Source organism: Streptomyces akebiae, assembly GCF_019599145.1.
Lineage (GTDB): Bacteria > Actinomycetota > Actinomycetes > Streptomycetales > Streptomycetaceae > Streptomyces > Streptomyces akebiae.
In genome coordinates, this window is record NZ_CP080647.1 from 3,050,651 (window position 1) to 3,071,760 (window position 21,110).

Below are 21,110 nucleotides of genomic sequence, written 5' to 3' on the forward strand. Positions count from 1 at the left end.
TCGGCCGCCCTGTCCGGGGGATGCCGAAGGGGCGGCACCCGGTACTCCGGGTGCCGCCCCTCACGCACCGTGCGTCACGCCGCGAGCTTCGCCAGCGCCGCGTCGATCCGTGCCAGCGTCTTCTCCTTGCCCAGGATCTCCAGGGACTCGAAGAGGGGGAGGCCGACCGTGCGGCCGGTGACGGCGACGCGGACGGGGGCCTGGGCCTTGCCGAGCTTCAGGCCGTGGGCCTCGCCGGCGGCCAGGACGGCCTCCTTCAGGGACTCGGCCGAGGTCCAGTCGGCGGACTCCAGCTTCTCGCGGGCCGTGCGCAGCAACGCGTCGGAGCCCTCCTTCATGGCCTTGGCCCAGCTCGCCTCGTCCTCGGCCGGCTCCGGCAGGAACAGGAAGTCCACGTTTTCCGTGATCTCCGAGAGGACCTTGAGGCGGGTCTGGGCGTGCGGGGCGATGGCCTCCCACTTGGCCTCGTCGAAGTCCTCCGGCGCCCAGGTGGCGAAGGGGGCCTTCAGCCAGGGGGCGCAGCGCTCGGTGAACTCCTTCACATCCAGCAGACGGATGTGGTCGGCGTTGATCGCCTCGGCCTTCTTCAGGTCGAAGCGGGCCGGGTTGGGGTTCACGTCGGCGATGTCGAAGGCGGCGACCATCTCCTCGATCGTGAAGATGTCCTTGTCGGCGGAGAGCGACCAGCCGAGGAGGGAGAGGTAGTTGAGCAGGCCCTCGGGGAGGAAGCCGCGCTCGCGGTAGAGGTTGAGCGACGACTGCGGGTCGCGCTTCGAGAGCTTCTTGTTGCCCTCGCCCATCACGTACGGCAGGTGTCCGAAGGACGGCACCTCCTTGGCGATGCCCAGCTCGATCAGCGCCTTGTAGAGGGCGATCTGGCGGGGGGTGGAGGAGAGCAGGTCCTCGCCGCGCAGGACGTGGGTGATCTCCATCAGGGCGTCGTCGACGGGGTTGACCAGCGTGTAGAGCGGGGCGCCGTTGGCGCGGACGATGCCGTAGTCCGGCACGTTCTCCGGGGTGAAGGTCAGCTCGCCGCGGACCAGGTCCGTGAAGGTGATCGTCTCGTCGGGCATCCGGAAGCGCACGATCGGCTCGCGGCCCTCCGCCTCGTACCGCTCCTTCTGCTCCGGCGTGACCTCGCGGCACTTGCCGTCGTAGCCGGAGGGCCGGCCCGCGGCGCGGGCGGCGTCGCGGCGCTCCTCCAGCTCGGAGGCGGTGCAGTAGCAGTAGTAGGCGTGGCCGGCGTCCTTGAGCTTCTCGGCCACCTCCTGGTACGTCTCCATGCGCTGCGACTGGCGGTACGGCGCGTGGGGGCCGCCGACCTCGGGGCCCTCGTCCCAGGTGAAGCCCAGCCAGCGCAGCGAGTCCAGGAGCTGGTCGTAGGACTCCTCGGAATCGCGGGCCGCGTCGGTGTCCTCGATGCGGAAGACGAACGTGCCGCCGGTGTGGCGGGCGAACGCCCAGTTGAACAGGGCCGTGCGGACCAGGCCCACATGGGGGTTGCCGGTCGGGGACGGACAGAAACGTACGCGGACGGAGCCGTTAGCCACGCTTGATCACCTTGTTGGTGAGAGTGCCGATGCCTTCGATGGTGACGGCGACCTCGTCGCCGACGTTGAGGGGGCCGACCCCTGCCGGGGTGCCCGTGAGGATCACGTCGCCGGGGAGCAGCGTCATGGCCTCGGTGATGTTGACGATCAGATCCTCGATGGAGTGGATCATCTCGCTCGTCCGGCCGAGCTGGCGCTGCCCGCCGTTGACGGTGAGCTGGATGGTCAGGTCGCTCGGGTCGAGGTCGGTCTCCACCCAGGGGCCCAGCGGGCAGGAGGTGTCGAAGCCCTTGGCCCGGGCCCATTGCTTCTCGCGCTTCTGGACGTCACGGGCGGTGACGTCGTTGGCGCAGGTGTAGCCGAAGATCACGTCCTTGACGCGTTCGCGCGGGACCTCGCGGCACATCCGGCCGATGACGACGGCCAGCTCGGCCTCGTGGTGGAGGTCCGCGGAGAAGGAGGGGTACTGGATCGCGTCGCCGGGGCCGATCACCGAGGTGGCGGGCTTGAAGAAGGCGAACGGGGCGTCGGGGACCTCGTTGCCGAGCTCGCGGGCGTGTTCGGCGTAGTTGCGGCCGAAGGCCACGACCTTGTTGGGGAGCACCGGCGGCAGCAGCCTGACCTTGTTGACCGGGACCTTCGTCCCGGAGAGCTCGAAGTCCGCGAACGGAATGCCCTTGATGATGTCGAGGACGAGCTCGTCCGGCTTGTCGCCCTCGACCGCGCCGAAGGCTACGTTCCCGTCGATGGAGAACCTGGCGATGCGCACGGGATGCTTGCGCCCCTTAACTGAGCTGGCTGGAGTCTGACGGTCCAGGCTAACGCGGGGCGGGGTGCCCGCCTCGCGCATGACGCGGAAGGGCGCCCGGCTCGTGCCGGGCGCCCTTTCGCGGAGCCTTCACGGGAATCCGCTGTTTCTTCACCGGAACCTACTTGAGTGATCGGTGGATTCCACGCGTACTTGAGCCTGCAACTACTCCGCCGCCTGGACCGGGACCGTCATCAGGACCGTCCGGCGGGGGTTGGCGGTCACGGAGGGGAGGTCGACGGAGTGCTCCTGCTCCGGCGTACGCAGGTCCTCGGCGTCTTCGAGGTGGGCCAGGGTCGTGCGCCGGGGGTTGGCTATCGTGCGGAACATCGTCGTCGTCTTCACTGTTGTCCTGGACCTCGTCGTGTACGGGCGCCGGGCGGGCCGCAAGGGCCGTCCCACAAGCGCGGGTTGTCGGATTCGCCATCCCTGTAAAGCGTCAGGCTAAACATCCGATTCCCGGGTCAAGTCGTGAAGAAGGCATGATCGGCGTGTGAGTTTGCTCACTCAGTCATGGGTAAAACGGGCATTCCCGGCCATCAACTCTCCCCCTCGAAACGGACATTAGTTACCTGAAGCCCGCATTCCGCTCCTGATCATGGCGACTGGGACACCCTGCTCACACCCCTGGATCGCACAGGTATGCCCGTAATGGACGGAAATACCTACCACGCCTGGTGACGTAGTCCTCACATGCTGTCACAGTGAACAGACCGTTACCCATTGGCCTTGTTGGAGATCCGGCACTGTGCTGGAATTCCACGGACCGCCGCAGGATCGTGCCGGCGCGCAGAGGCGCAAGAACAAAGCGCCTGGCGGCGGTGGAAGGGGGAGCCAGCGCCGGTCACTCACGACCACCAATTGGGGACGTATTCAGGGCGCCCCCGAAGACGCCGACACCGTCCCGCCGTTCACTCGGTGGGGCGCCTGGTCCAGAGGTTGCGACGCTAGTGCAGGGACGTTTCAAGAGGGATGGCAGCGCTTCGGCGGAGCCGGAGCCACAGATCGGAACCGGCAACGGTTCCTCCCCCCAGCACGCCCAGAACCCGGGTCCGGCTGAGATCGGCGACGGCGGGGAGCGCTCCGGGCGCCCCGGCGCGTCAGTTGCTCCCGTGCCGCCCGGGAAGTCCAAGGGCGGCACCAAGGCGGGCGCCGGAAGCGGCTCCCGAATAGCCCTGCGCAACTGGCGCATCTCCACCCGTCTCGTGTCGCTGCTCGCGCTCCCCGTGGTGGCGGCGACCTCGCTCGGTGCCCTGCGTATCGGCGACAACGTGGACGACATCCAGCAGCTCGACAACATGCGGCTGCTGACCGACATGACGAAGCAGGCGACCGAGCTCGCCGCCGCGCTCCAGCAGGAGCGCGACCTGTCGGCCGGTCCCCTCACGCACGGCCTGGACGCCACCGACTTCACCGTCAAGGGCACCCGGGAGAAGACGGACCAGGCCCGCATCCAGTTCACGGACGCGACCCAGGCCGCCGAGACCGCGAACACCACCGCGAAGATGCCCGGCGTCCGCGACAGCCTCGTCCGCGTGGTGCGCGAGCTCTACAACCTCAGCAGCATCCGCAAGAACGCCTACGTGGACCCCAAGAACTCCACGCAGACGGTCGAGGCCTACCACCGCCTGATCTCCCAGCTGCTGGACCTGTCCACGGACATGGCCGAGGCCACCAGCAACCCGGACATGATCAAGCGGACCCGTGCCCTGGCGGCCTTCTCCTCCGCCAAGGAGTACGCCTCCATCCAGCGCGCGGTCATCGCGGCGGCCCTGCCCGCCACCGACGACAAGGCCGGCAAGCTCTCCGAGAACGACCGGCTCTACGCGAACTCGGCGCTGTCGAACGAGGAGTCGGACCGCAGCACCTTCTCCGACATCTACGGATCCGGTGCCGAGGAGCTGACCAAGCCGATCGACGACGCGACCCCGACCATCGAGGCCGCCGACGTCTACGCGGACCGGGTGCTCGCCAGCGCCGGCGGTCTGGGCGGCCAGGACAACCGCTCGTACAGGGACTGGACCGACGACTCCTCGGCCAAGATCGAGCAGATGAAGAAGATCGAGGGTTCGCTCCTGGAGGAGATGGAGCAGACCGCTCGCAACCTGCGCGCCGACGCCGAGCAAGAGGCGATCATCTCCGGTGCGCTGATCCTGCTCGTCCTCGGTGTCTCCCTCGTCGGCGCGTTCGTCGTCGCCCGGTCCATGATCCGCTCGCTGCGGCGCCTCCAGGACACCGCGACCAAGGTCGCCCAGGACCGGCTGCCCGAGCTCGTCAAGCAGCTGTCGGAGTCGGACCCCCAGGACGTCGACACCTCCGTCGAGTCGGTCGGTGTGCACTCCCGGGACGAGATCGGCCAGGTGGCCGCGGCCTTCGACGACGTGCACCGCGAGGCCGTCCGCCTCGCCGCCGAGCAGGCCCTCCTCCGGGGCAACGTCAACGCGATGTTCACCAACCTCTCGCGTCGCTCCCAGGGCCTCATCCAGCGTCAGCTGTCGCTCATCTCCGAACTGGAGTCCCGCGAGGCCGACCCGGACCAGCTGTCCTCCCTCTTCAAGCTCGACCACCTCGCCACCCGCATGCGCCGTAACGGTGAGAACCTCCTCGTTCTCGCCGGTGAGGAGCCCGGCCGCCGCTGGACCCGTCCGGTCCCGCTGGTCGACGTGCTCCGTGCCGCCGCGTCCGAGGTGGAGCAGTACGAGCGCATCGAGCTGGCCTCCGTGCCGACCACCGAAGTGGCCGGCCGCGTGGTCAACGACCTCGTGCACCTCCTCGCCGAGCTGCTGGAGAACGCCACCTCGTTCTCCTCGCCGCAGACCAAGGTCAAGGTCACCGGTCACGCGCTGCCCGACGGCCGCGTCCTGATCGAGATCCACGACACCGGTATCGGTCTCTCCCCCGAGGACCTCGCGGCGATCAACGAGCGGCTCGCCTCGCCGCCCACCGTGGACGTGTCGGTCTCCCGACGCATGGGTCTGTTCGTGGTCGGTCGTCTGTCGCAGCGCCACGGCATCCGTATCCAGCTTCGTCCGTCCGACTCGGGCGGTACGACCGCGCTCGTCATGCTTCCCGTCGACGTGGCGCAGGGCAACAAGAAGCCCACCCCGGGCAAGCCCGGTCAGGGTGCTCCGTCCACCGGTGGCCCGGCCGCCGCGCAGGCCGCGGCCGGTGCCGCCGCCGCGCGTCGCCAGACGGGCAACCAGTCGGGTCCGCCGCTCGGCGGCCCGTCCGCCGGTGGCGGGCTGCTGGGCGGCGCGCCACAGCGTGGGCAGGTCGGCGCGGGCCAGGGCCCGCGCGCCGCGCTGCCCGGCAACCCCAGTGGTCCGGGCGGCTTCGGCAGCCCCGGCGGCCAGCGCGGGCCGCAGGGCGGACCGCCGGTGCCCCCGCAGGGCGGTCGGCCGACTCCGGCGGGCGCCGGTGCCGGCGGGTTCGGCGGCGGACAGGCGCCGGGTGCCCCGCAGGGGCTGCAGGCCGCCGGGACCGGTGGTCCGGGCGGATTCGAGAGCTTCGACGACTCCGGGCGCCAGGGTGGCTTCCCCACCGGCTCGGGCCTGCGCCCGGCCGGTGGTCCCGGTGACACCGGTGCGGGACGGCCGGGCGGGGCCGACAACGGCCCGGGTGCCGTGCCGCCGAAGCAGGGCAAGGAACGTTCCGGCAGGCGCCGCCCGCAGCTGCCCGGCCGCGGTGGACCGCGTGCCGAGCTGCCCGGTGGCAACTCCCCCACGCGGCCGAGCTGGAGCGACGACAACGCGCAGCCGCCGGTGCCGCGCGCCTCGCTGGACGCCCCGCGCGGCCACGAGGAGCAGCCGGACGTCACCGCGCCGATGCCGCGCGTGGACCCCCACCAGGCTCCGGGCTCGCCCAACGACTTCCCGCGTTCCCCGCAGGGCGACTTCGACAGTCGGCGCCCCGGTGCGGGTACACCGCAGAACGGCACCGGCTCCTACGTCCGCTCCGACGTGTTCGGCGGTGCGGGTGCTCCGCCGGCGCCCACGGGCCCGTCCCGCGGCGTCCCGCAGGACTCGTCCTCCACCGGCCAGTTCGCCCCGTCGGGCTACGACGGCTCCAGCACGGGCCAGTTCCCGGCTCCGGGCCGACAGAACCCGCAGGACACCGGCCAGTACGGCATGCCCGGCCGCCAGAACGGCCAGGGCACCGGACAGTTCGGTGGGCCGGGTCGGCAGAACCCGCAGGACACCGGACAGTTCGAGCGGCCGCAGGTCAACGGCGAGAGCTACGGCGCGCCCCGGCCGCCGGTCCCGCCGCAGCGTCCCCCGGTGCCCCCGCAGCGTCCCGCGCGTCCGCAGGAGCCGGAGGCACTGCCCCCGGCGACGGGCCCGATGGACGGCCGTACCCCGCTGTACGACACGCTGGAGACCAACTGGTTCCACGGTCAGGGCGGCCAGAACGACCAGCAGCAGGGCAACAACACCGCGCCGCAGCAGCACACCGCTCCGGCTCCCCAGACTCCGGCCGCTCCCCAGCGTCCGGCGGCTCCCGCCGCGCCGGCTTCCCCCACCTGGCGCAGCACTCCCAACGACGACCTGGTCCGCCAGGCCGAACGAGCCCGTCAGCCCTCGGCAGGCGGGGTCACCACCTCCGGCCTGCCGCGCCGGGTCCCGCGCGCCAACCTCGTGCCGGGCACGGCTCAGCAGCAACAGCACCAAACCGGTCCGCAGGTCTCGCGTTCGCCTGACGACGTACGCGGCCGGCTGACCAATCTCCGTCGGGGCATCGCGCAGGGTCGACAGGCCGGCAACGGCCAGACCGGCAGCTTCCCGAGCCCCACTCACCAGCAGGAGCGTTAGTTGAGCCAGATGAGCCAAGCGGCACAGAACCTCAACTGGTTGATCACCAACTTCGTGGACAACACCCCCGGGGTGTCCCACACCGTCGTCGTGTCCGCCGACGGTCTTCTTCTGGCGATGTCGGAGGGCTTTCCGCGCGACCGTGCCGATCAGCTCGCGGCCGTCGCCTCCGGACTCACCTCGCTCACGGCCGGGGCGTCCCGGATCTTCGAGGGCGGGGACGTGGCCCAGACGGTGGTCGAGATGGAGCGCGGATTCCTCTTCCTGATGTCCGTCTCCGACGGATCGTCCCTGGCCGTACTCGCCCACCCCGAGTGCGACATCGGCCTGGTCGGTTACGAGATGGCGCTGCTCGTCGACCGCGCGGGCGCTGTGCTCACGCCCGACCTGCGCGCCGAACTCCAAGGCAGCTTGCTCCACTGACGCCTGCGGATCAACAGAACTCACCACTCACCGTCCGGCCGACGCAGTCCCCCCACCGGCCCCCGTCAGACGGCACGACTGACCGACTTGCTGTCCCGCTCGGAGGATCAATGACCCCGCCCACCGCTCCTCACGATCCGTACGCAGAGCCGTACGGAGACGAGGGCGACCAGCCGCTGGTACGGCCGTACGCCATGACCGGTGGCCGGACGCGGCCGCGATACCAGCTAGCCCTCGAGGCGCTGATCAGCACGACGGCAGACCCCGCGCACCTGATGGGGCTGCTCCCCGAGCACCAGCGGATCTGTCACCTGTGCCACGAGGTGAAGTCGGTGGCCGAGGTGTCGGCCCTGCTGTCCATGCCGCTCGGTGTGGCACGGATCCTGGTCGCGGACCTCGCCGAGGCCGGACTCGTCGCGATCCATCAGCCCGGTGGCGACGAGAACGCCGGTGGCGCGCCGGACGTGACTCTGCTGGAAAGGGTGCTCAGTGGACTTCGGAAGCTCTGAAGCGGGACGGGCCACCACCTCCGCGAAGATCGTGGTGGCGGGCGGTTTCGGCGTGGGCAAGACCACGTTCGTCGGGGCCGTCTCGGAGATCAACCCGCTGCGTACCGAGGCCGTGATGACGTCCGCGTCCGCGGGCATCGACGACCTCACCCACACCGGGGACAAGACGACCACCACGGTCGCCATGGACTTCGGCCGTATCACCCTCGACCAGGACCTGATCCTGTACCTCTTCGGCACGCCGGGGCAGGACCGCTTCTGGTTCATGTGGGACGACCTGGTCCGCGGCGCCATCGGCGCCGTGGTGCTGGTCGACACCCGTCGTCTCGCCGACTGCTTCCCGGCCGTCGACTACTTCGAGAACAGCGGCCTGCCCTTCGTCATCGCCCTCAACGGCTTCGACGGGCACCAGCCGTACACGCCCGACGAGGTCCGGGAGGCCCTGCAGATCGGGCCCGACACCCCGATCATCACGACGGACGCCCGCCACCGCTCGGACGCCAAGTCGGCCCTGATCACCCTGGTCGAGCACGCGCTCATGGCACGGTTGCGGTAGGGCACAGGGGTCGAAGCACCGCGACCGGGTCCAAAAACAGGACCCAAGTCCACAACGTCATACGGCAGTTGTCGTAGTTACACCGGAGCCGGCTGTGTCCTTTGACACGGTCGGCCTCGGTGTTCATAACGTTTCGACAGAGAAATAGGGTGGTACGACCACGCGTCGCGGTCGATCGGTGCCGCTGCGCTCACAATGGCCCCGCTTTTTGCCGGGGCTCGCTCTTTATGACCGTTTTATCTGGGACTTACATCACGCGGAATCGTTGCCTCCCAGTGTTTGGAAGTCCTCAGCGTGACGTGCTGGAATGCCTGAACTGCCCATTAGTCAAAGACGTACTAGGGCGTGGAGTCACCCGCGGCACGACGTAGGTGCCGGCGCCGAGAGGTTGTTGGTCGAGTGAGGCGAAGCAAGAAAGGTCCCGAGCCGTCGGCGCGGGGCAACTTCACCCCGCCGCCGCGCGGAGCGGCACCCGCACAAGTGACCGGACCGGAGCCGACGGCAGCTCCCGCGCCCAGCGGCAGTCGTCTCTCCCCCCGCAACTGGCGTGTACCCACTCGCCTGAACGCGATTCTCCTCATACCCGTGCTGGTCGGCCTGGTCATGGGCGGCTTCCAGGTGAAGGGCTCGATCGACACATGGCAGGAGGCGCGCGACGCCGAGAAGGTCGCCAAGATCGTGGCCGCCGCCGGCATCTACGCCGAGGCCCTGCTCAACGAGCGTGACCTCTCCGCCCAGCCGCTGCTGAACGGCGACCGCGACAGCGAGGTCGTCAAGGACGCCCGCGCCTTCACCGACGAGAAGGCCGACGCCTTCCACGCCGAGGTCGTGGGAATGCCGTCCGGGCAGGGCCTGGAACGCCGACTGCGCCTGGTGGAGGAGGCCGAACCGTCGCTGGAGAAGCTCCGGCAGACCGCGTTCACCCGCGCCGCCGACCCGGTGCAGACCGAAGAGGGCTATGTCACCGTCGAGCACCTCCTGGCGGAGTTCTCCAACGAGCTCGGCCTCGGTACCGGCAACATCACCGCGTACGGCCGTACGGTCTACGCGGTCACGCTCGCCAAGGGTGCCGCCTCGCTGCAGCGTTCGATCGGCACCCACCTGCTGGTCCGCCCCAGTGAGGACGAGAGGGTCTTCCGTCAGCAGGTCACCGCGTTCACCTCATACGCCTACCTGGAGAACATCGCCGTACAGGAGTACGTCTCCGGTGGCACCGAGGCCGACGCCGCGCGCCTGGAGTCGGTGATGGCGCAGAAGACCGAAGAGGGCAAGAAGCAGGCGGCCGAGGCCGCCGCGAAGGACCCGGACTACGTCGCGCCGCCGGACACCATGCTGAAGATGATCCAGGCGATCGGCAGCGGTGCCTCCCCCGAGGACCTCGCCAAACAGGGCGTCACCTACCAGAACTGGATGGCGGCCTCCACGCTCAAGTTCGAGGGCTACAGCGAGGTCGAGACCGAGCTGATCAACCGCGCGGTGGCCGAGGCCGGCCAGATCGCCTCCGACGCCCAGCGCGACGCCTACATCAACGGCGCCATCGTCATCGTCGCCCTCCTCGCCGCGTTCATCATCGCCGGGATCATGGCCCGCCAGATGAGCCGCTCGATGCGCCAGCTGCGCAACGCCGCCTTCGGCATCGCCGAGCAGCGCCTGCCGATGCTGGTCGACCAGCTCTCGCGCACCGACCCGGGCCGGGTCGACACCCGGGTCGCGCCGATCCCCATCAACAGCACGGACGAGATCGGCGAAGTCGCCCGCGCCTTCGACCAGGTCCACCGCGAGGCCGTCCGGCTCGCCGCCGAGCAGGCCCTGCTGCGGGGCAACATCAACGCGATCTTCACCAACCTCTCGCGCCGCAACCAGTCGCTGATCGAGGGCCAGCTGACCCTGATCACCGACCTGGAGAACAACGAGGCCGACCCGGACCAGCTGGAGAACCTCTTCAAGCTGGACCACCTGGCGACCCGTATGCGCCGCAACGGCGAGAACCTCCTGGTCCTCGCCGGCGAGGAGCCCGGCCGCCGCTGGGACCAGCCGGTCCCGCTGATCGACGTGCTGCGTGCCGCCTCCTCCGAGGTGGAGCAGTACGAGCGCATCGAGCTCTCCGGCGTCCCGGAGGCCGAGATCCACGGCCGTGCCGTGACCGACCTCGTGCACCTGCTCGCCGAGCTCCTGGAGAACGCCACCACGTTCTCCTCCCCGCAGACCAAGGTCCGCGTCACCGCGACCCGTCTCCCGGACGGCCGCGTGATGATCGAGATCCACGACAAGGGCATCGGCCTCACCGCCGAGGACTTCGCGGACATCAACCACAAGCTGGCCAACCCGCCGACCGTGGACGCCGCGATCTCCCAGCGCATGGGTCTGTTCGTGGTCGGCCGGCTGTCCGACCGGCACGGCATCCGCGTCCAGCTGCGCCCCTCGGGCGAGCAGGCCGGTACGACGTCGCTGGTCATGCTCCCCGACGTCATCACCCACGGTGGCGGTGGCGAGCAGCAGCCGGCCGCCGACCAGTTCACGGTCTCGCAGATCATCCCGGAGCAGCACTCGTTCCAGCAGCCGGCCGTGGCCCCGATGCGGACCGCCGCCGAGCTGGGCTTCGACGACAGCCGCTACGAGGTTCCGGACGACATCCGCGACCTGGACCCCGTGGGCCGTTCCCTGATGCGCGAGGAGCGCCGCGCGGCGCTGGAGTCCCAGGCGCACCAGAACCCGCAGCTGCCCGCCGGCGAGGCGCCACGCTACGGCGACGACTTCCAGTCGCCCGAGCCGTCCTACGACAACGGCGCGACGGGCTATGTTGACCCGCAGCGGTCGTTCGACCAGCAGACGGCGTACGAGGAGCCGCAGCAACCGTCGTACGACGAGGCGTACTTCGGCCAGGGCAACGGCGTGTCGAACGGCAACGGACACCTCCCGGGCGGGAACGACTCGTTCACCGCTACCGGCGGTTACCCCGAGCCCGCCTATGCGGAGTCCGTCCAGGAGGACCACGCGGCGGCCGCCGCGCACGCCCCGGAGACGTACCCGGGCTTCGAAGAGCCGTCCTATCAGGACGACTGGCCGCAGCAGCAGGACTACCAGAGCTCGTACCGCTCCGAGTACGCTCCGGAACCGGAATCTGCGCAGGCCGCTGACGTGAAGGAGCCGGACCGCGTAGGCTTCGACCGTCCGGGATCCACCCCTTCCGCCGGCCACGCGCTGACCGACGCCGGCCTGCCCCGCCGCGGCTCCACCGCGAGCGCGGGCGGCACGAGCGCGGGCGCCGCGAACGGACGACAGGATGTGGCCCAGGACCAGCCGACGACGGCCGGGGGACCGAACGGCGACTGGCGCTCCGCCAACGACGAGCGCTGGCAGCAGGCCTCCCAGCTGAAGAAGCCCAAGGCAGGCGGGGTCACCTCCTCCGGTCTGCCTCGGCGGGTGCCCAAGGCCAACCTGGTCGAGGGCGCCGCCACGACGACCCCGCAGGGAGGTCCACAGATCTCCCGCGCTCCCGAGGACGTCCGGGGCAGGCTGAGCAACCTGCGCCGGGGTGTCCAGCGTGGGCGCAACGCAGGCAGTGAAACGAACGGCCAGGGCTTCGGTCCTGACAGCACCTACAACCAGGAGCGTTAGTGTGAGCCCGATGAGCCAGGCGGCGCAGAACCTGAACTGGTTGATCACCAATTTCGTGGACAACACCCCCGGGGTGTCGCACACGGTGGTGGTCTCCGCCGACGGACTCCTTCTGGCGATGTCCGAAGGGTTTCCCCGCGACCGTGCCGACCAGCTGGCGGCCGTCGCGTCGGGTCTGACCTCTCTGACCGCGGGTGCCTCCCGCATTTTCGAAGGTGGCAGCGTCAATCAGACGGTTGTGGAGATGGAGCGGGGATTCCTGTTCATCATGTCCATCTCCGACGGTTCCTCGCTCGCCGTTCTCGCACATCCGGAAGCCGACATCGGCCTCATCGGGTACGAGATGGCCCTTCTGGTGGACCGTGCCGGTACGGTCCTGACGCCCGATCTTCGTGCGGAGCTCCAGGGCAGCCTGCTCAACTAACAGTCAGACGGTGCGTTTTGGCGTCCCGGGGCCGTAAGGTTTCGGGACGCGGCTTCCAATGAGCCATGGATGCCAGCACAGTCGGAGGAGGAGAGAACGTGGCAACACCCCCAGGCGGTTCATCGTCGGGCAACTGGTCCTACCCTGGCCAGGGGCCGGGCCAGGGTGACCAGAACCGATACAACTTCCCCTCCGCACCGAGCCGCCAGCAGCCGTACGCACCGCAGGGCCCCGGCCCCTCGCCGTACGACCAGCCGCCGGCGCCGCGCATCCAGCCCGTGCAGCCGCAGCGCCGCACCCCTGAACCGTCCCCCGCGGGGGCGGCGACCAACCCCCTGGTGCGCCCGTACGCCATGACAGGCGGCCGCACCAGGCCGCGCTACCAGCTCGCCATCGAGGCACTGGTGCACACCACCGCGCAGCCGCACCAGATGCAGGGCCAGTTGCCCGAGCATCAGCGGATCTGCAACCTCTGCCGAGAGATCAAGTCGGTCGCCGAGATCTCGGCGCTCCTGACCATCCCCCTCGGCGTGGCCAGGATCCTCGTCGCCGACTTGGCGGAGGCGGGCCTGGTCGCCATCCATCAGCCCGGCGGCGACGAGAGCGCCGGCGGCCAGCCAGACGTGACACTGCTCGAAAGGGTGCTCAGTGGACTTCGCAAGCTCTAGCGGCGGTCCTTCCCGCTCCACCACCTCGGCGAAGATCGTGGTGGCGGGTGGCTTCGGCGTGGGCAAGACCACGTTCGTCGGGGCCGTCTCGGAGATCAACCCGCTGCGTACCGAGGCCGTGATGACGTCCGCGTCCGCGGGCATCGACGACCTCACCCACACCGGGGACAAGACGACCACCACGGTCGCCATGGACTTCGGCCGTATCACCCTCGACCAGGACCTGATCCTGTACCTGTTCGGCACCCCCGGTCAGGACCGCTTCTGGTTCATGTGGGACGACCTCGTGCGCGGCGCCATCGGCGCGATCGTGCTGGTGGACACCCGTCGTCTCGCCGACTGCTTCCCGGCCGTCGACTACTTCGAGAACAGCGGCCTGCCCTTCGTCATCGCCCTCAACGGCTTCGACGGCCAGCAGCCGTACAACCCGGACGAGGTCCGGGAGGCCCTGCAGATCGGCCCCGACACCCCGATCATCACGACGGACGCCCGCCACCGCTCGGACGCCAAGTCGGCCCTGATCACCCTGGTCGAGCACGCGCTCATGGCCCGCCTGCGGTAGGTCCGCGGCGCTCAGCCCAAGACGAGAGGGGACCCCTCCCTTTGCGGGAGGGGTCCCCTCTCGTCTTGGGCTGCGGGCCCGGTGGAGCCCGCATGAGAAAGGGCCCCCTCCATGCGGAGGGGGCCCTTTCAAGCCAGGACTCAGCGCCAGCTGTGCGGCGCCCGGAAGCCCGGCTCGCGCTCCAGGCGGCGCCAGCCCGCGCGGAGGCGGCCTCGGTGGACCGGCGTGGCCTCCGCCGGCTGCGCGGCCGCTCGGGCCATCAGCAGCGCGGTGATCGCGGCCACTTCCTCGGGCTCGGCGTGGCCCTTCTCGACGCGAATATCAGGAAGCTTCATGGGTGTCAGTCTCCGTGGGTGAGGTTTCCGCAGGGGTACCGCGAAGGAACCGTCGGGTTACTGCGGCGGGTTGCCGTGCTTGCGGGACGGCAGGTCCGCGTGCTTGGTGTGGAGCATCGCCAGGGAGCGGATGAGGACCGCGCGGGTGTCCGCGGGGTCGATCACGTCGTCCACGAGGCCACGCTCGGCCGCGTAGTACGGGTGCATCAGCTCGGCCTTGTACTCCTTGACCATCCGGACCCGCATCGCCTCGGGGTCCTCGGCCTCGGCGATCTGACGCCGGAAGATGACGTTGGCGGCACCTTCGGCGCCCATGACGGCGATCTCGTTGGTCGGCCACGCGTAGGTGAGGTCGGCCCCGATGGACTGGCTGTCCATGACGATGTAGGCACCTCCGTACGCCTTGCGCAGGATCAAGGAGATCCGGGGCACGGTCGCGTTGCAGTACGCGTACAGCAGCTTCGCGCCGTGGCGGATGATTCCACCGTGCTCCTGGTCGACGCCCGGGAGGAAGCCGGGTACGTCCAGGAGAGTGATGATCGGGATGTTGAAGGCGTCGCACATCTGCACGAAACGCGCGGCCTTCTCGCTGGCCTCGATGTCGAGGACGCCCGCGAGGGACTGCGGCTGGTTGGCGACGATGCCGACCACCTGGCCGTCGAGCCGGCCCAGGGCGCAGATGATGTTGCGGGCCCAGCGCTCGTGGACCTCCAGGTAGTCGCCGTCGTCGACGATCTCCTCGATCACCTTGGTCATGTCGTAGGGCCGGTTGCCGTCGGCCGGGACCAGGTCGAGCAGGACCTCGCTGCGGCGGTCCGCCGGGTCGGAGGGCTCGACGCGCGGCGGGTTCTCGCGGTTGTTCTGCGGGAGCATCGACAGGAGGTAGCGCACCTCGGCGATGCAGGTCTCCTCGTCGTCGTACGCGAAGTGCGCGACGCCGGAGGTCTCGGCGTGCACGTCCGCGCCGCCGAGGCCGTTCTGGGTGATCTCCTCGCCGGTGACCGCCTTGACGACGTCCGGGCCGGTGATGAACATCTGCGAGGTCTCGCGGACCATGAAGACGAAGTCGGTGAGGGCGGGGCTGTAGGCCGCGCCGCCCGCGCAGGGGCCGAGCATGACCGAGATCTGCGGGATGACACCCGAGGCCCTGGTGTTGCGCTGGAAGATGCCGCCGTATCCGGCCAGCGCCGAGACGCCCTCCTGGATACGGGCGCCCGCGCCGTCGTTGAGCGAGACCAGTGGAGCACCGGCCGCGATGGCCATGTCCATGATCTTGTGGATCTTGGTGGCGTGCGCCTCGCCCAGGGCACCGCCGAAGATGCGGAAGTCATGGGCGTAGACGAAGACCGTACGGCCCTCCACCGTGCCCCAGCCGGTGACGACACCGTCGGTGTACGGCTTCTTGGCCTCCAGACCGAATCCGGTGGCCCGATGCCGGCGCAGTTGTTCGACCTCGTTGAACGACCCCGGGTCCAGCAGCAGCTCGATGCGCTCCCGGGAGGTCAGCTTGCCCTTGGCGTGCTGCGCCTCGGTCGCCTTCTCGCTGGGGCCGGCCAACGCCTGGGCACGGATCTCGTGCAGTTCGGCCACTCGCCCGCGCGCGTCCGTCGGCTCACCCGGTGCCTCATCCAAAACGGTCATGTAGTGACCTTACGAAGCCGAGTGAGGAAAGCGGTCCGTCGACTCCGTACAGTCTCCGGCGTGTTTTCCTGGTACCCCTGAACAGAACCTCGTCGGCATGCAGTCGAACCGACTGCTCAGGGGGTGTGGGGCTTGTAGGGGTCGCACAAAGACCGGTCGGGTCGCTCAGCCGAGAGTCACGTCACAGGTGTACGTGGCGCAGGCCGTGCCGGGGGTGACGCGGAGCCGCAGTCGGCCGGCCGTGGACTCCAGCACCTCGACCGGGTCGTCCGCCCGGACCACCGCGCGGACCGGTCCGTGCCAGGTGATCTCCACCGGTTCTCCCGTGCGCGGCGGTTCGCTCACGCAGAGGGTACCGGTCCTCCCCCGGCGGCGTACCAGCACGCTCGCCCCGGCGGAGGCGGTCAGCGGGCCCGCCGTGCCGGGCTGCCAGAAGTTGGCGGCGGTCAGACCGAGCGAGGGGACGTGGACGGCCTGGCACGTGCTGTCGTTGGCGAAGATCGACAACCAGCGCCGATCGGCGGCACGGGCCTCGACGGCGTGGCGAGAGGCTCCGGGCATGAGCAGATAGGCGTAGCCGGCGTTCACCGGATCGGTGCCGTGGTCCAGCCAGAGGGTCTGCCAGCGCCGGGTGCGGCGTTCGGTCGTACCGCCGGTGTTGATGTCGGACCAGGCGCCGGCGCGGTCCTCGCGCAGGGTGCGCAGAGCGGCGTCCGACCGCGTGTCGGGGAAGACCCAGCCGCCGTGTCCTTCCAGGTGTGCCCAGCGTCGGCCCCGCAGGAGGGCCTGGGACGCCGTGGCGGTGGCCTCCCCCAGGTTCCGGTTGTCGACCACCGTCTCCACCGGCACCCCGTCCGCGCAGGTGATCCCCGCTCCGAGGCAGATGACGGCGTCCGCGACGCAGAACCACGACTTGTGGGCCCGGAGTGTGGAGCCGAGCCCCGCGAGGTGCTGGCCGACGGTCGCGTACTCTCCGTCGGTCGTACCGCCGACCCAGCGGACCGCGGGCTTCGGCGCGCCCCATTCGCCGCCCTCGCGGTCGGCGAGCCGTTTGGTGGAGACGGTGGTGCCGGGGAGGCGGTACCAGTCGACGGTGGGCCAGAACCAGTTCGTGTACTGGTCACCGTGTCCGTCGGCCCACCACAGGGTCGTTCCCGAACCCGTGTGCCAGCCGCGCGGGTTCTCGCCGTTGCCGCACTCGTAGTGGGCGATGCGGTCGGAGGCCATGGCGATGTTCACCGTGAAGGCGGGGCGGCGGTGGACGGCTCTGTCCATGGCCGGAAAGAGGCGGTGGCCGACGGGTTCGGGCGCGGCGACGACCGGGGAGGCGGCGACGGCGTGCAGCCGGGCCAGGTCCGCGACACCGAACTGTCGCGCCGAGAGGATCGGTGACACCGTGTCGCGTTCGATCCAGCCCTTGATCCGCGCGTGCCACCGCTCACGTTCGGCGGCGGTGGCCCCGAGCGAGAGCAGGGCGATCGCGGCGATGAGCGCCTGCCCGTGGAAGTGGTCGCTCCGCAGGATGTGCCGGTCGTCGCCCTTGAGGTAACCGCGGCTGATGGCACGGCCGTTGACACTGTCCATCACCAGGCCGTCGTGGATGAGCGGCGCGTAGGCCCGCTCCACGCCGTCGAGCACGATCTGCCGGTCGGGATCGGTCACCGCCCAGCTCGACCCGGCCAGCAGTGCGAAGAGCCTGCCCAGCCCGTCGAGCATGACCTGCCCGTATGTTCCCGAGTAGGCGACCCAGGTGTGCTGCACGAACGAGCCGTCGGCGTACAGGCCGTCGCCCCGGGTGACGTACGGGAAGACGGGCGAGAGGGCGTCACGGGCGAGGGCGATCTTCTCGGGGGCGCGGCCGAGGATGCCGCGCAGGGCGACGGAGCGGCACAGGTCGACACGGTTGGCGCCGGTGGAGGTGCCGGTGTACTCGCGCAGCATCGTGTCGGGGATGAAGTGGTCGACGGCCGCGCAGGCGTCCGCCCTGCGGGCGGGTCCCAGGTCGTCGTACAGGGCGGCGACGATGTCCAGCAGGAGACGGGGGCTGCCGATCTGCCACTCCCACCAGTTGCCGTAGCGGGTGGTGCGCGGGTGGTAGACGGTCGTGCCGAGGTGGTCGAGGCCGCGCAGGACGTCGGCGAGGAGGGCGGCGTCGCCGGTGCGGCCGGTGCCGGGTTGGGCGTACGCCTGGGCCATCGTCCACAGGCGGCTGTAGCTCTGGGTGATTCCGGCGGGCGGGTCGAAGGGGTGGCCCGGCCAGAGGGAGTTGGCCGTGGGTGCCATGGCGGCGCGGAAGGCGTGGGCGAGGTCGCCGGTCTCGCGCAGACGGGTGGCGTAGGGCTCCGCGACGGCGTCGTAGCCTTCGCCGAGCGCGATGGCGCGCCAGCGGTGGCGGAGGGTGTCGTACTCGTCCTCGGCGGGCTCCGCGGCGTCCGCGGTGGGGTCGGGTGCGGTCGCCGCCGCCAGGGTCGCGGCGAGGAGCAGGACGGTGCGGCGTGTGGGGGTCATGCCCATGCCGTGTATCACCCGGGCGCCGCCGGATCAACAACGCGTGACACGGCGATCACCGGATCGACAAGGTTGAAACTTGAACGGAATAGGACTACGGTGAGCCGTGTTCAGTTCGTTGAACATTGAACGACATCACTCAAGGAGTACGTCATGGGCATCTTCGGCCGCAGCACCACGACCACCGAGACCGCCGCCACCACGGCGACCACCTCCGCGGTGAACCCCGAGCTCGCCGCGCTGACCGGCGACTACACGATCGACGCGTCCCACACCACGATCGGCTTCACGGCCCGCCACGCCATGGTCACCAACGTCAAGGGCGCCTTCCTCGACTTCTCCGGGAGCCTGCACCTGGACGGCACGGACCCGTCCCGCTCCACCGCCTCCATCGACGTCGAGATGGAGAGCATCGACACCGGCAACGCCGACCGTGACGGTCACCTGAAGAGCGCGGACTTCTTCAAGACGGAGGAGTTCCCGACGATGACCTTCCGCTCCACCAAGGCGGAGGCCCTCGGTGGCGACGACTACCGCATCACCGGCGATCTCTCCATCCTCGGTACGACCAAGCCCCTCACCATCGACCTGGAGTTCAACGGCGCCGCGAAGGACCCCTTCGGCAACGAGCGCGTCGGCTTCGAGGGCAAGGCGGAGATCCTGCGCTCCGAGTGGGGCCTGACGTGGAACGCGGCGCTGGAGACCGGCGGCGTCCTGGTGTCGGACAAGATCAAGCTCACCTTCGACATCTCGGCGATCCGGAACGCGTGACCCCTTCGGCGGCGACGCCGCCCGGTCTTGACCCACCGCTGAGCACCCTCGCCCTTCGACTGCCCCCCTGGGCAGGCGGGCGAGGGCTCGGCATGTCGGCACGCGGGCACCCGGCTCGACGTGCGAGGGACGACGCGCCGGAGCGCTGAACTCGCCGCGCGTCCGTCATAGGAGCGCGCATCTGCCATCGGACCGCCTGTCCGTCATCGGACCGCGCGTCCCTCCTCCAGCCTGGTGACCGCCGCCGCCGACCGGGCCGCCCGCTGCGACGGGGTACGCGCCCGCAGGACGCCGAGCATGGCGAGGTACCGCTCCGTCCTGCCGAGCGCGTCGAAGGCTGCCTTCGCGCGGGGGTTCTCCTCCAGCGCGGCCGCGAGGTCCTCCGGCACGACGGCGTTCTTCTGCGACTCGTACGCCGCCGCCCACCGGCCGTCCGCCCGCGCCGCGGCCACCTCCGCGAGACCACCGGCTCGCATCCGCCCGGCGGCGGTCAGCTCCGCCACCCGCCGCACGTTCACCATGGACCAGTCGGCGCCCGGCCGACGCGGGGTGATCCGCTGGAGGAAGTACGAGGCGTCGAGCCGGCGCCGGCCCCCGGTGATCCACCCGTGGCACAGCGCGACGTCATTGACCTCACCGGCGCCGACGGAACGAACCCCGGCCCCCTTCTTGGCGACCTTGACCCAGAGGCCGCCGGACGGCGGAGCGGGGTGGGCGACCAGCCAGGCGTCGAGGTGGTCGGCGTCGGGGAACGCGCGGGCTCCGGGGCTTCGCGAGTGGTCATGCCCGGCACGGTAGAACGGATCTAGGACGGTTTCTGTCCTAGGGCGTGTTTCGGAAGTCCCTTCGTCGCCCGAAGGGCGGCTCTGCGGCGTCGTGGGGGTACCTCCCGGTCGAGCGCAGCCGAGACTGGGGGAGCGTGCTCTCGGCGTGGCCGGACGAAAGGCCTCGTACTGGGGGCCTCAGACGACCGCGTCCTCCAGTACGCGGTCGAGCACCCGGCGCTGCCTTCCCTCGGGGTCGGGACTGGACAGACCCGCCGTGCTGACCAGAGCCTTCCACAGTGCCCAGCCCCGGGCCCGTCGCCAGGCGTCGTCGGGCAGGCCGACGGCCTCGCGGAAGACCTTCCTCTCCTCGCCGGTGAAGTGGTTCCAGGCGATGACGAGGTCACAGGCGGGGTCGCCGACCCCGGAGGAGCCGAAGTCGATGACGGCGGAGAGAACCCCGTCGGTGGTGAGGAGGTTCCCGACGGAGACGTCACCGTGGAACCACGTCGGCGGGGAGGGCCAGGCGGACGTCAGCGCCTGTGCCCACACGGCCCGGCAGGCGGCGACGTCGACGGAGTCGGCCAGCCGCTCCAGGGCCGCCTCGACCTCGTCGCCGTAGACGCCGGGATGACAGCCACGGAAGTACGAGTGCCGTCCGGCGGCCGGGCCCCGCCCGACCGGCGCCTCGCGCAGCCGGGTGAGGAAGGTCCCGAGGTCACGGGCGAGCCGCGTCCCGTCGAGGTCCGTCGCGACCTCGACCGTCTCCCCCGGAAGCCACCGCCGCACCGACCACGGGAACGGGTACCCCGCCCCGGGCGCCCCGACGGCGACCGGCTCCGGCACGGACAGCGGCACATGCCGGGCCAGCTCGGGCAGACATCGGTCCTCCTTGGCCACGGCTGCCACATAGCCCTCCGCGCTGGGCAGACGGACCGTCAGCCGTTCCCCCAGCCGGAAGGTCCGGTTGTCCCAGCCCTGCCGGTCGACGGCTCTGACCGGGAGGTCGCTCCACTGCGGGAACTGGCTTGAGATCAGGGTGCGTACGAGCTCGGTCGAGATGTCGATCACCGGATCAGTGTGCGCGGTCCTCCGGCGCCGCCGCACTCCCTTTTCCCGCGGGACGGCTCGTGGGCCGGCAGCAAGGCTGGCTGGTTCGCGCCCC

General features: G+C 70.2%; 17 protein-coding genes. 9 read left to right on the forward strand and 8 right to left on the reverse strand.

Annotated features, from left to right (window positions below):
* Positions 1-74 precede the first annotated feature (74 nt).
* The 3 genes from gltX to K1J60_RS13000 form a co-directional block, all read right to left on the reverse strand.
* Positions 75-1,550, reverse strand: a complete 1,476-nt coding sequence (gene gltX / locus K1J60_RS12990) for a glutamate--tRNA ligase (protein ID WP_220646367.1) — start codon at positions 1,548-1,550, stop codon at positions 75-77.
* Positions 1,543-2,319, reverse strand: a complete 777-nt coding sequence (locus K1J60_RS12995; RefSeq protein WP_220646368.1) for a fumarylacetoacetate hydrolase family protein — start codon at positions 2,317-2,319, stop codon at positions 1,543-1,545. The genes gltX and K1J60_RS12995 overlap by 8 nt, the downstream gene beginning before the upstream one ends.
* Positions 2,320-2,523: 204 nt before the next feature.
* Positions 2,524-2,703 carry a hypothetical protein gene (locus tag K1J60_RS13000; protein WP_184899770.1) on the reverse strand — a complete coding sequence of 60 codons (180 nt, stop codon included), beginning with the start codon at positions 2,701-2,703 and terminating at the stop codon, positions 2,524-2,526.
* A 605-nt stretch (positions 2,704-3,308) separates the two neighbouring features.
* On the opposite strand from K1J60_RS13000, the gene K1J60_RS13005 reads away from it, so the two are divergent.
* From K1J60_RS13005 to K1J60_RS13040, 8 genes are all read left to right on the forward strand, one after another.
* Positions 3,309-7,166 (forward strand): sensor histidine kinase, encoded by a 3,858-nt coding sequence (locus K1J60_RS13005; RefSeq protein ID WP_220646369.1) that lies wholly within the window; start codon positions 3,309-3,311, stop codon positions 7,164-7,166.
* Positions 7,167-7,175: 9 nt separating this feature from the next.
* Positions 7,176-7,589 (forward strand): roadblock/LC7 domain-containing protein, encoded by a 414-nt coding sequence (locus tag K1J60_RS13010; protein ID WP_005479910.1) that lies wholly within the window; start codon positions 7,176-7,178, stop codon positions 7,587-7,589.
* Positions 7,590-7,699: 110 nt separating this feature from the next.
* Entirely contained in the window at positions 7,700-8,098 is a 399-nt protein-coding gene (locus K1J60_RS13015; protein ID WP_009314205.1) for a DUF742 domain-containing protein, read from the forward strand.
* The gene (locus K1J60_RS13020) at positions 8,079-8,654 is read left to right on the forward strand and encodes a GTP-binding protein (RefSeq protein ID WP_033526884.1); all 576 of its coding nucleotides are present in this window, start codon (positions 8,079-8,081) and stop codon (positions 8,652-8,654) included. The genes K1J60_RS13015 and K1J60_RS13020 overlap by 20 nt, the downstream gene beginning before the upstream one ends.
* Positions 8,655-9,053: 399 nt before the next feature.
* Entirely contained in the window at positions 9,054-12,272 is a 3,219-nt protein-coding gene (locus tag K1J60_RS13025) for a sensor histidine kinase (protein WP_220646370.1), read from the forward strand.
* Positions 12,273-12,282: 10 nt separating this feature from the next.
* Positions 12,283-12,696 (forward strand): roadblock/LC7 domain-containing protein, encoded by a 414-nt coding sequence (locus tag K1J60_RS13030; RefSeq protein WP_004983065.1) that lies wholly within the window; start codon positions 12,283-12,285, stop codon positions 12,694-12,696.
* A gap of 98 nt (positions 12,697-12,794) precedes the next feature.
* Positions 12,795-13,364, forward strand: coding sequence for a DUF742 domain-containing protein (locus tag K1J60_RS13035; protein ID WP_045561500.1), 570 nt, complete (start codon positions 12,795-12,797; stop codon positions 13,362-13,364).
* A complete protein-coding gene (locus K1J60_RS13040; protein ID WP_013000463.1) occupies positions 13,345-13,926 on the forward strand; it encodes a GTP-binding protein in 582 nt (193 codons plus the stop codon). The genes K1J60_RS13035 and K1J60_RS13040 overlap by 20 nt, the downstream gene beginning before the upstream one ends.
* A gap of 140 nt (positions 13,927-14,066) precedes the next feature.
* Here the strand turns inward: K1J60_RS13040 and K1J60_RS13045 are convergent, their stop codons facing one another.
* The 3 genes from K1J60_RS13045 to K1J60_RS13055 all read right to left on the reverse strand — a co-directional run bounded on the left by K1J60_RS13045 (position 14,067) and on the right by K1J60_RS13055 (position 18,416).
* A complete protein-coding gene (locus K1J60_RS13045) occupies positions 14,067-14,261 on the reverse strand; it encodes an acyl-CoA carboxylase subunit epsilon (protein ID WP_033526882.1) in 195 nt (64 codons plus the stop codon).
* Between the two features lie 57 nt (positions 14,262-14,318).
* Positions 14,319-15,902, reverse strand: a complete 1,584-nt coding sequence (locus tag K1J60_RS13050; protein WP_220646371.1) for an acyl-CoA carboxylase subunit beta — start codon at positions 15,900-15,902, stop codon at positions 14,319-14,321.
* Positions 15,903-16,067: 165 nt separating this feature from the next.
* On the reverse strand, positions 16,068-18,416 hold the full coding sequence (locus K1J60_RS13055) for a polysaccharide lyase 8 family protein (protein WP_220646372.1): 2,349 nt from the start codon (positions 18,414-18,416) through the stop codon (positions 16,068-16,070).
* 147 nt (positions 18,417-18,563) lie between these two features.
* Here K1J60_RS13055 and K1J60_RS13060 point away from each other — a divergent pair, with 147 nt between their 5' ends.
* Complete coding sequence (locus K1J60_RS13060) at positions 18,564-19,181, forward strand: YceI family protein (protein ID WP_220646373.1); 618 nt, start codon at positions 18,564-18,566, stop codon at positions 19,179-19,181.
* A gap of 203 nt (positions 19,182-19,384) precedes the next feature.
* Here K1J60_RS13060 and K1J60_RS13065 read toward each other — a convergent pair whose 3' ends face one another.
* Entirely contained in the window at positions 19,385-19,903 is a 519-nt protein-coding gene (locus K1J60_RS13065) for a YdeI/OmpD-associated family protein (RefSeq protein WP_220651438.1), read from the reverse strand.
* Positions 19,904-20,143: 240 nt separating this feature from the next.
* Positions 20,144-21,016 (reverse strand): aminoglycoside phosphotransferase family protein, encoded by an 873-nt coding sequence (locus tag K1J60_RS13070; protein ID WP_220646374.1) that lies wholly within the window; start codon positions 21,014-21,016, stop codon positions 20,144-20,146.
* Positions 21,017-21,110 lie beyond the last annotated feature (94 nt).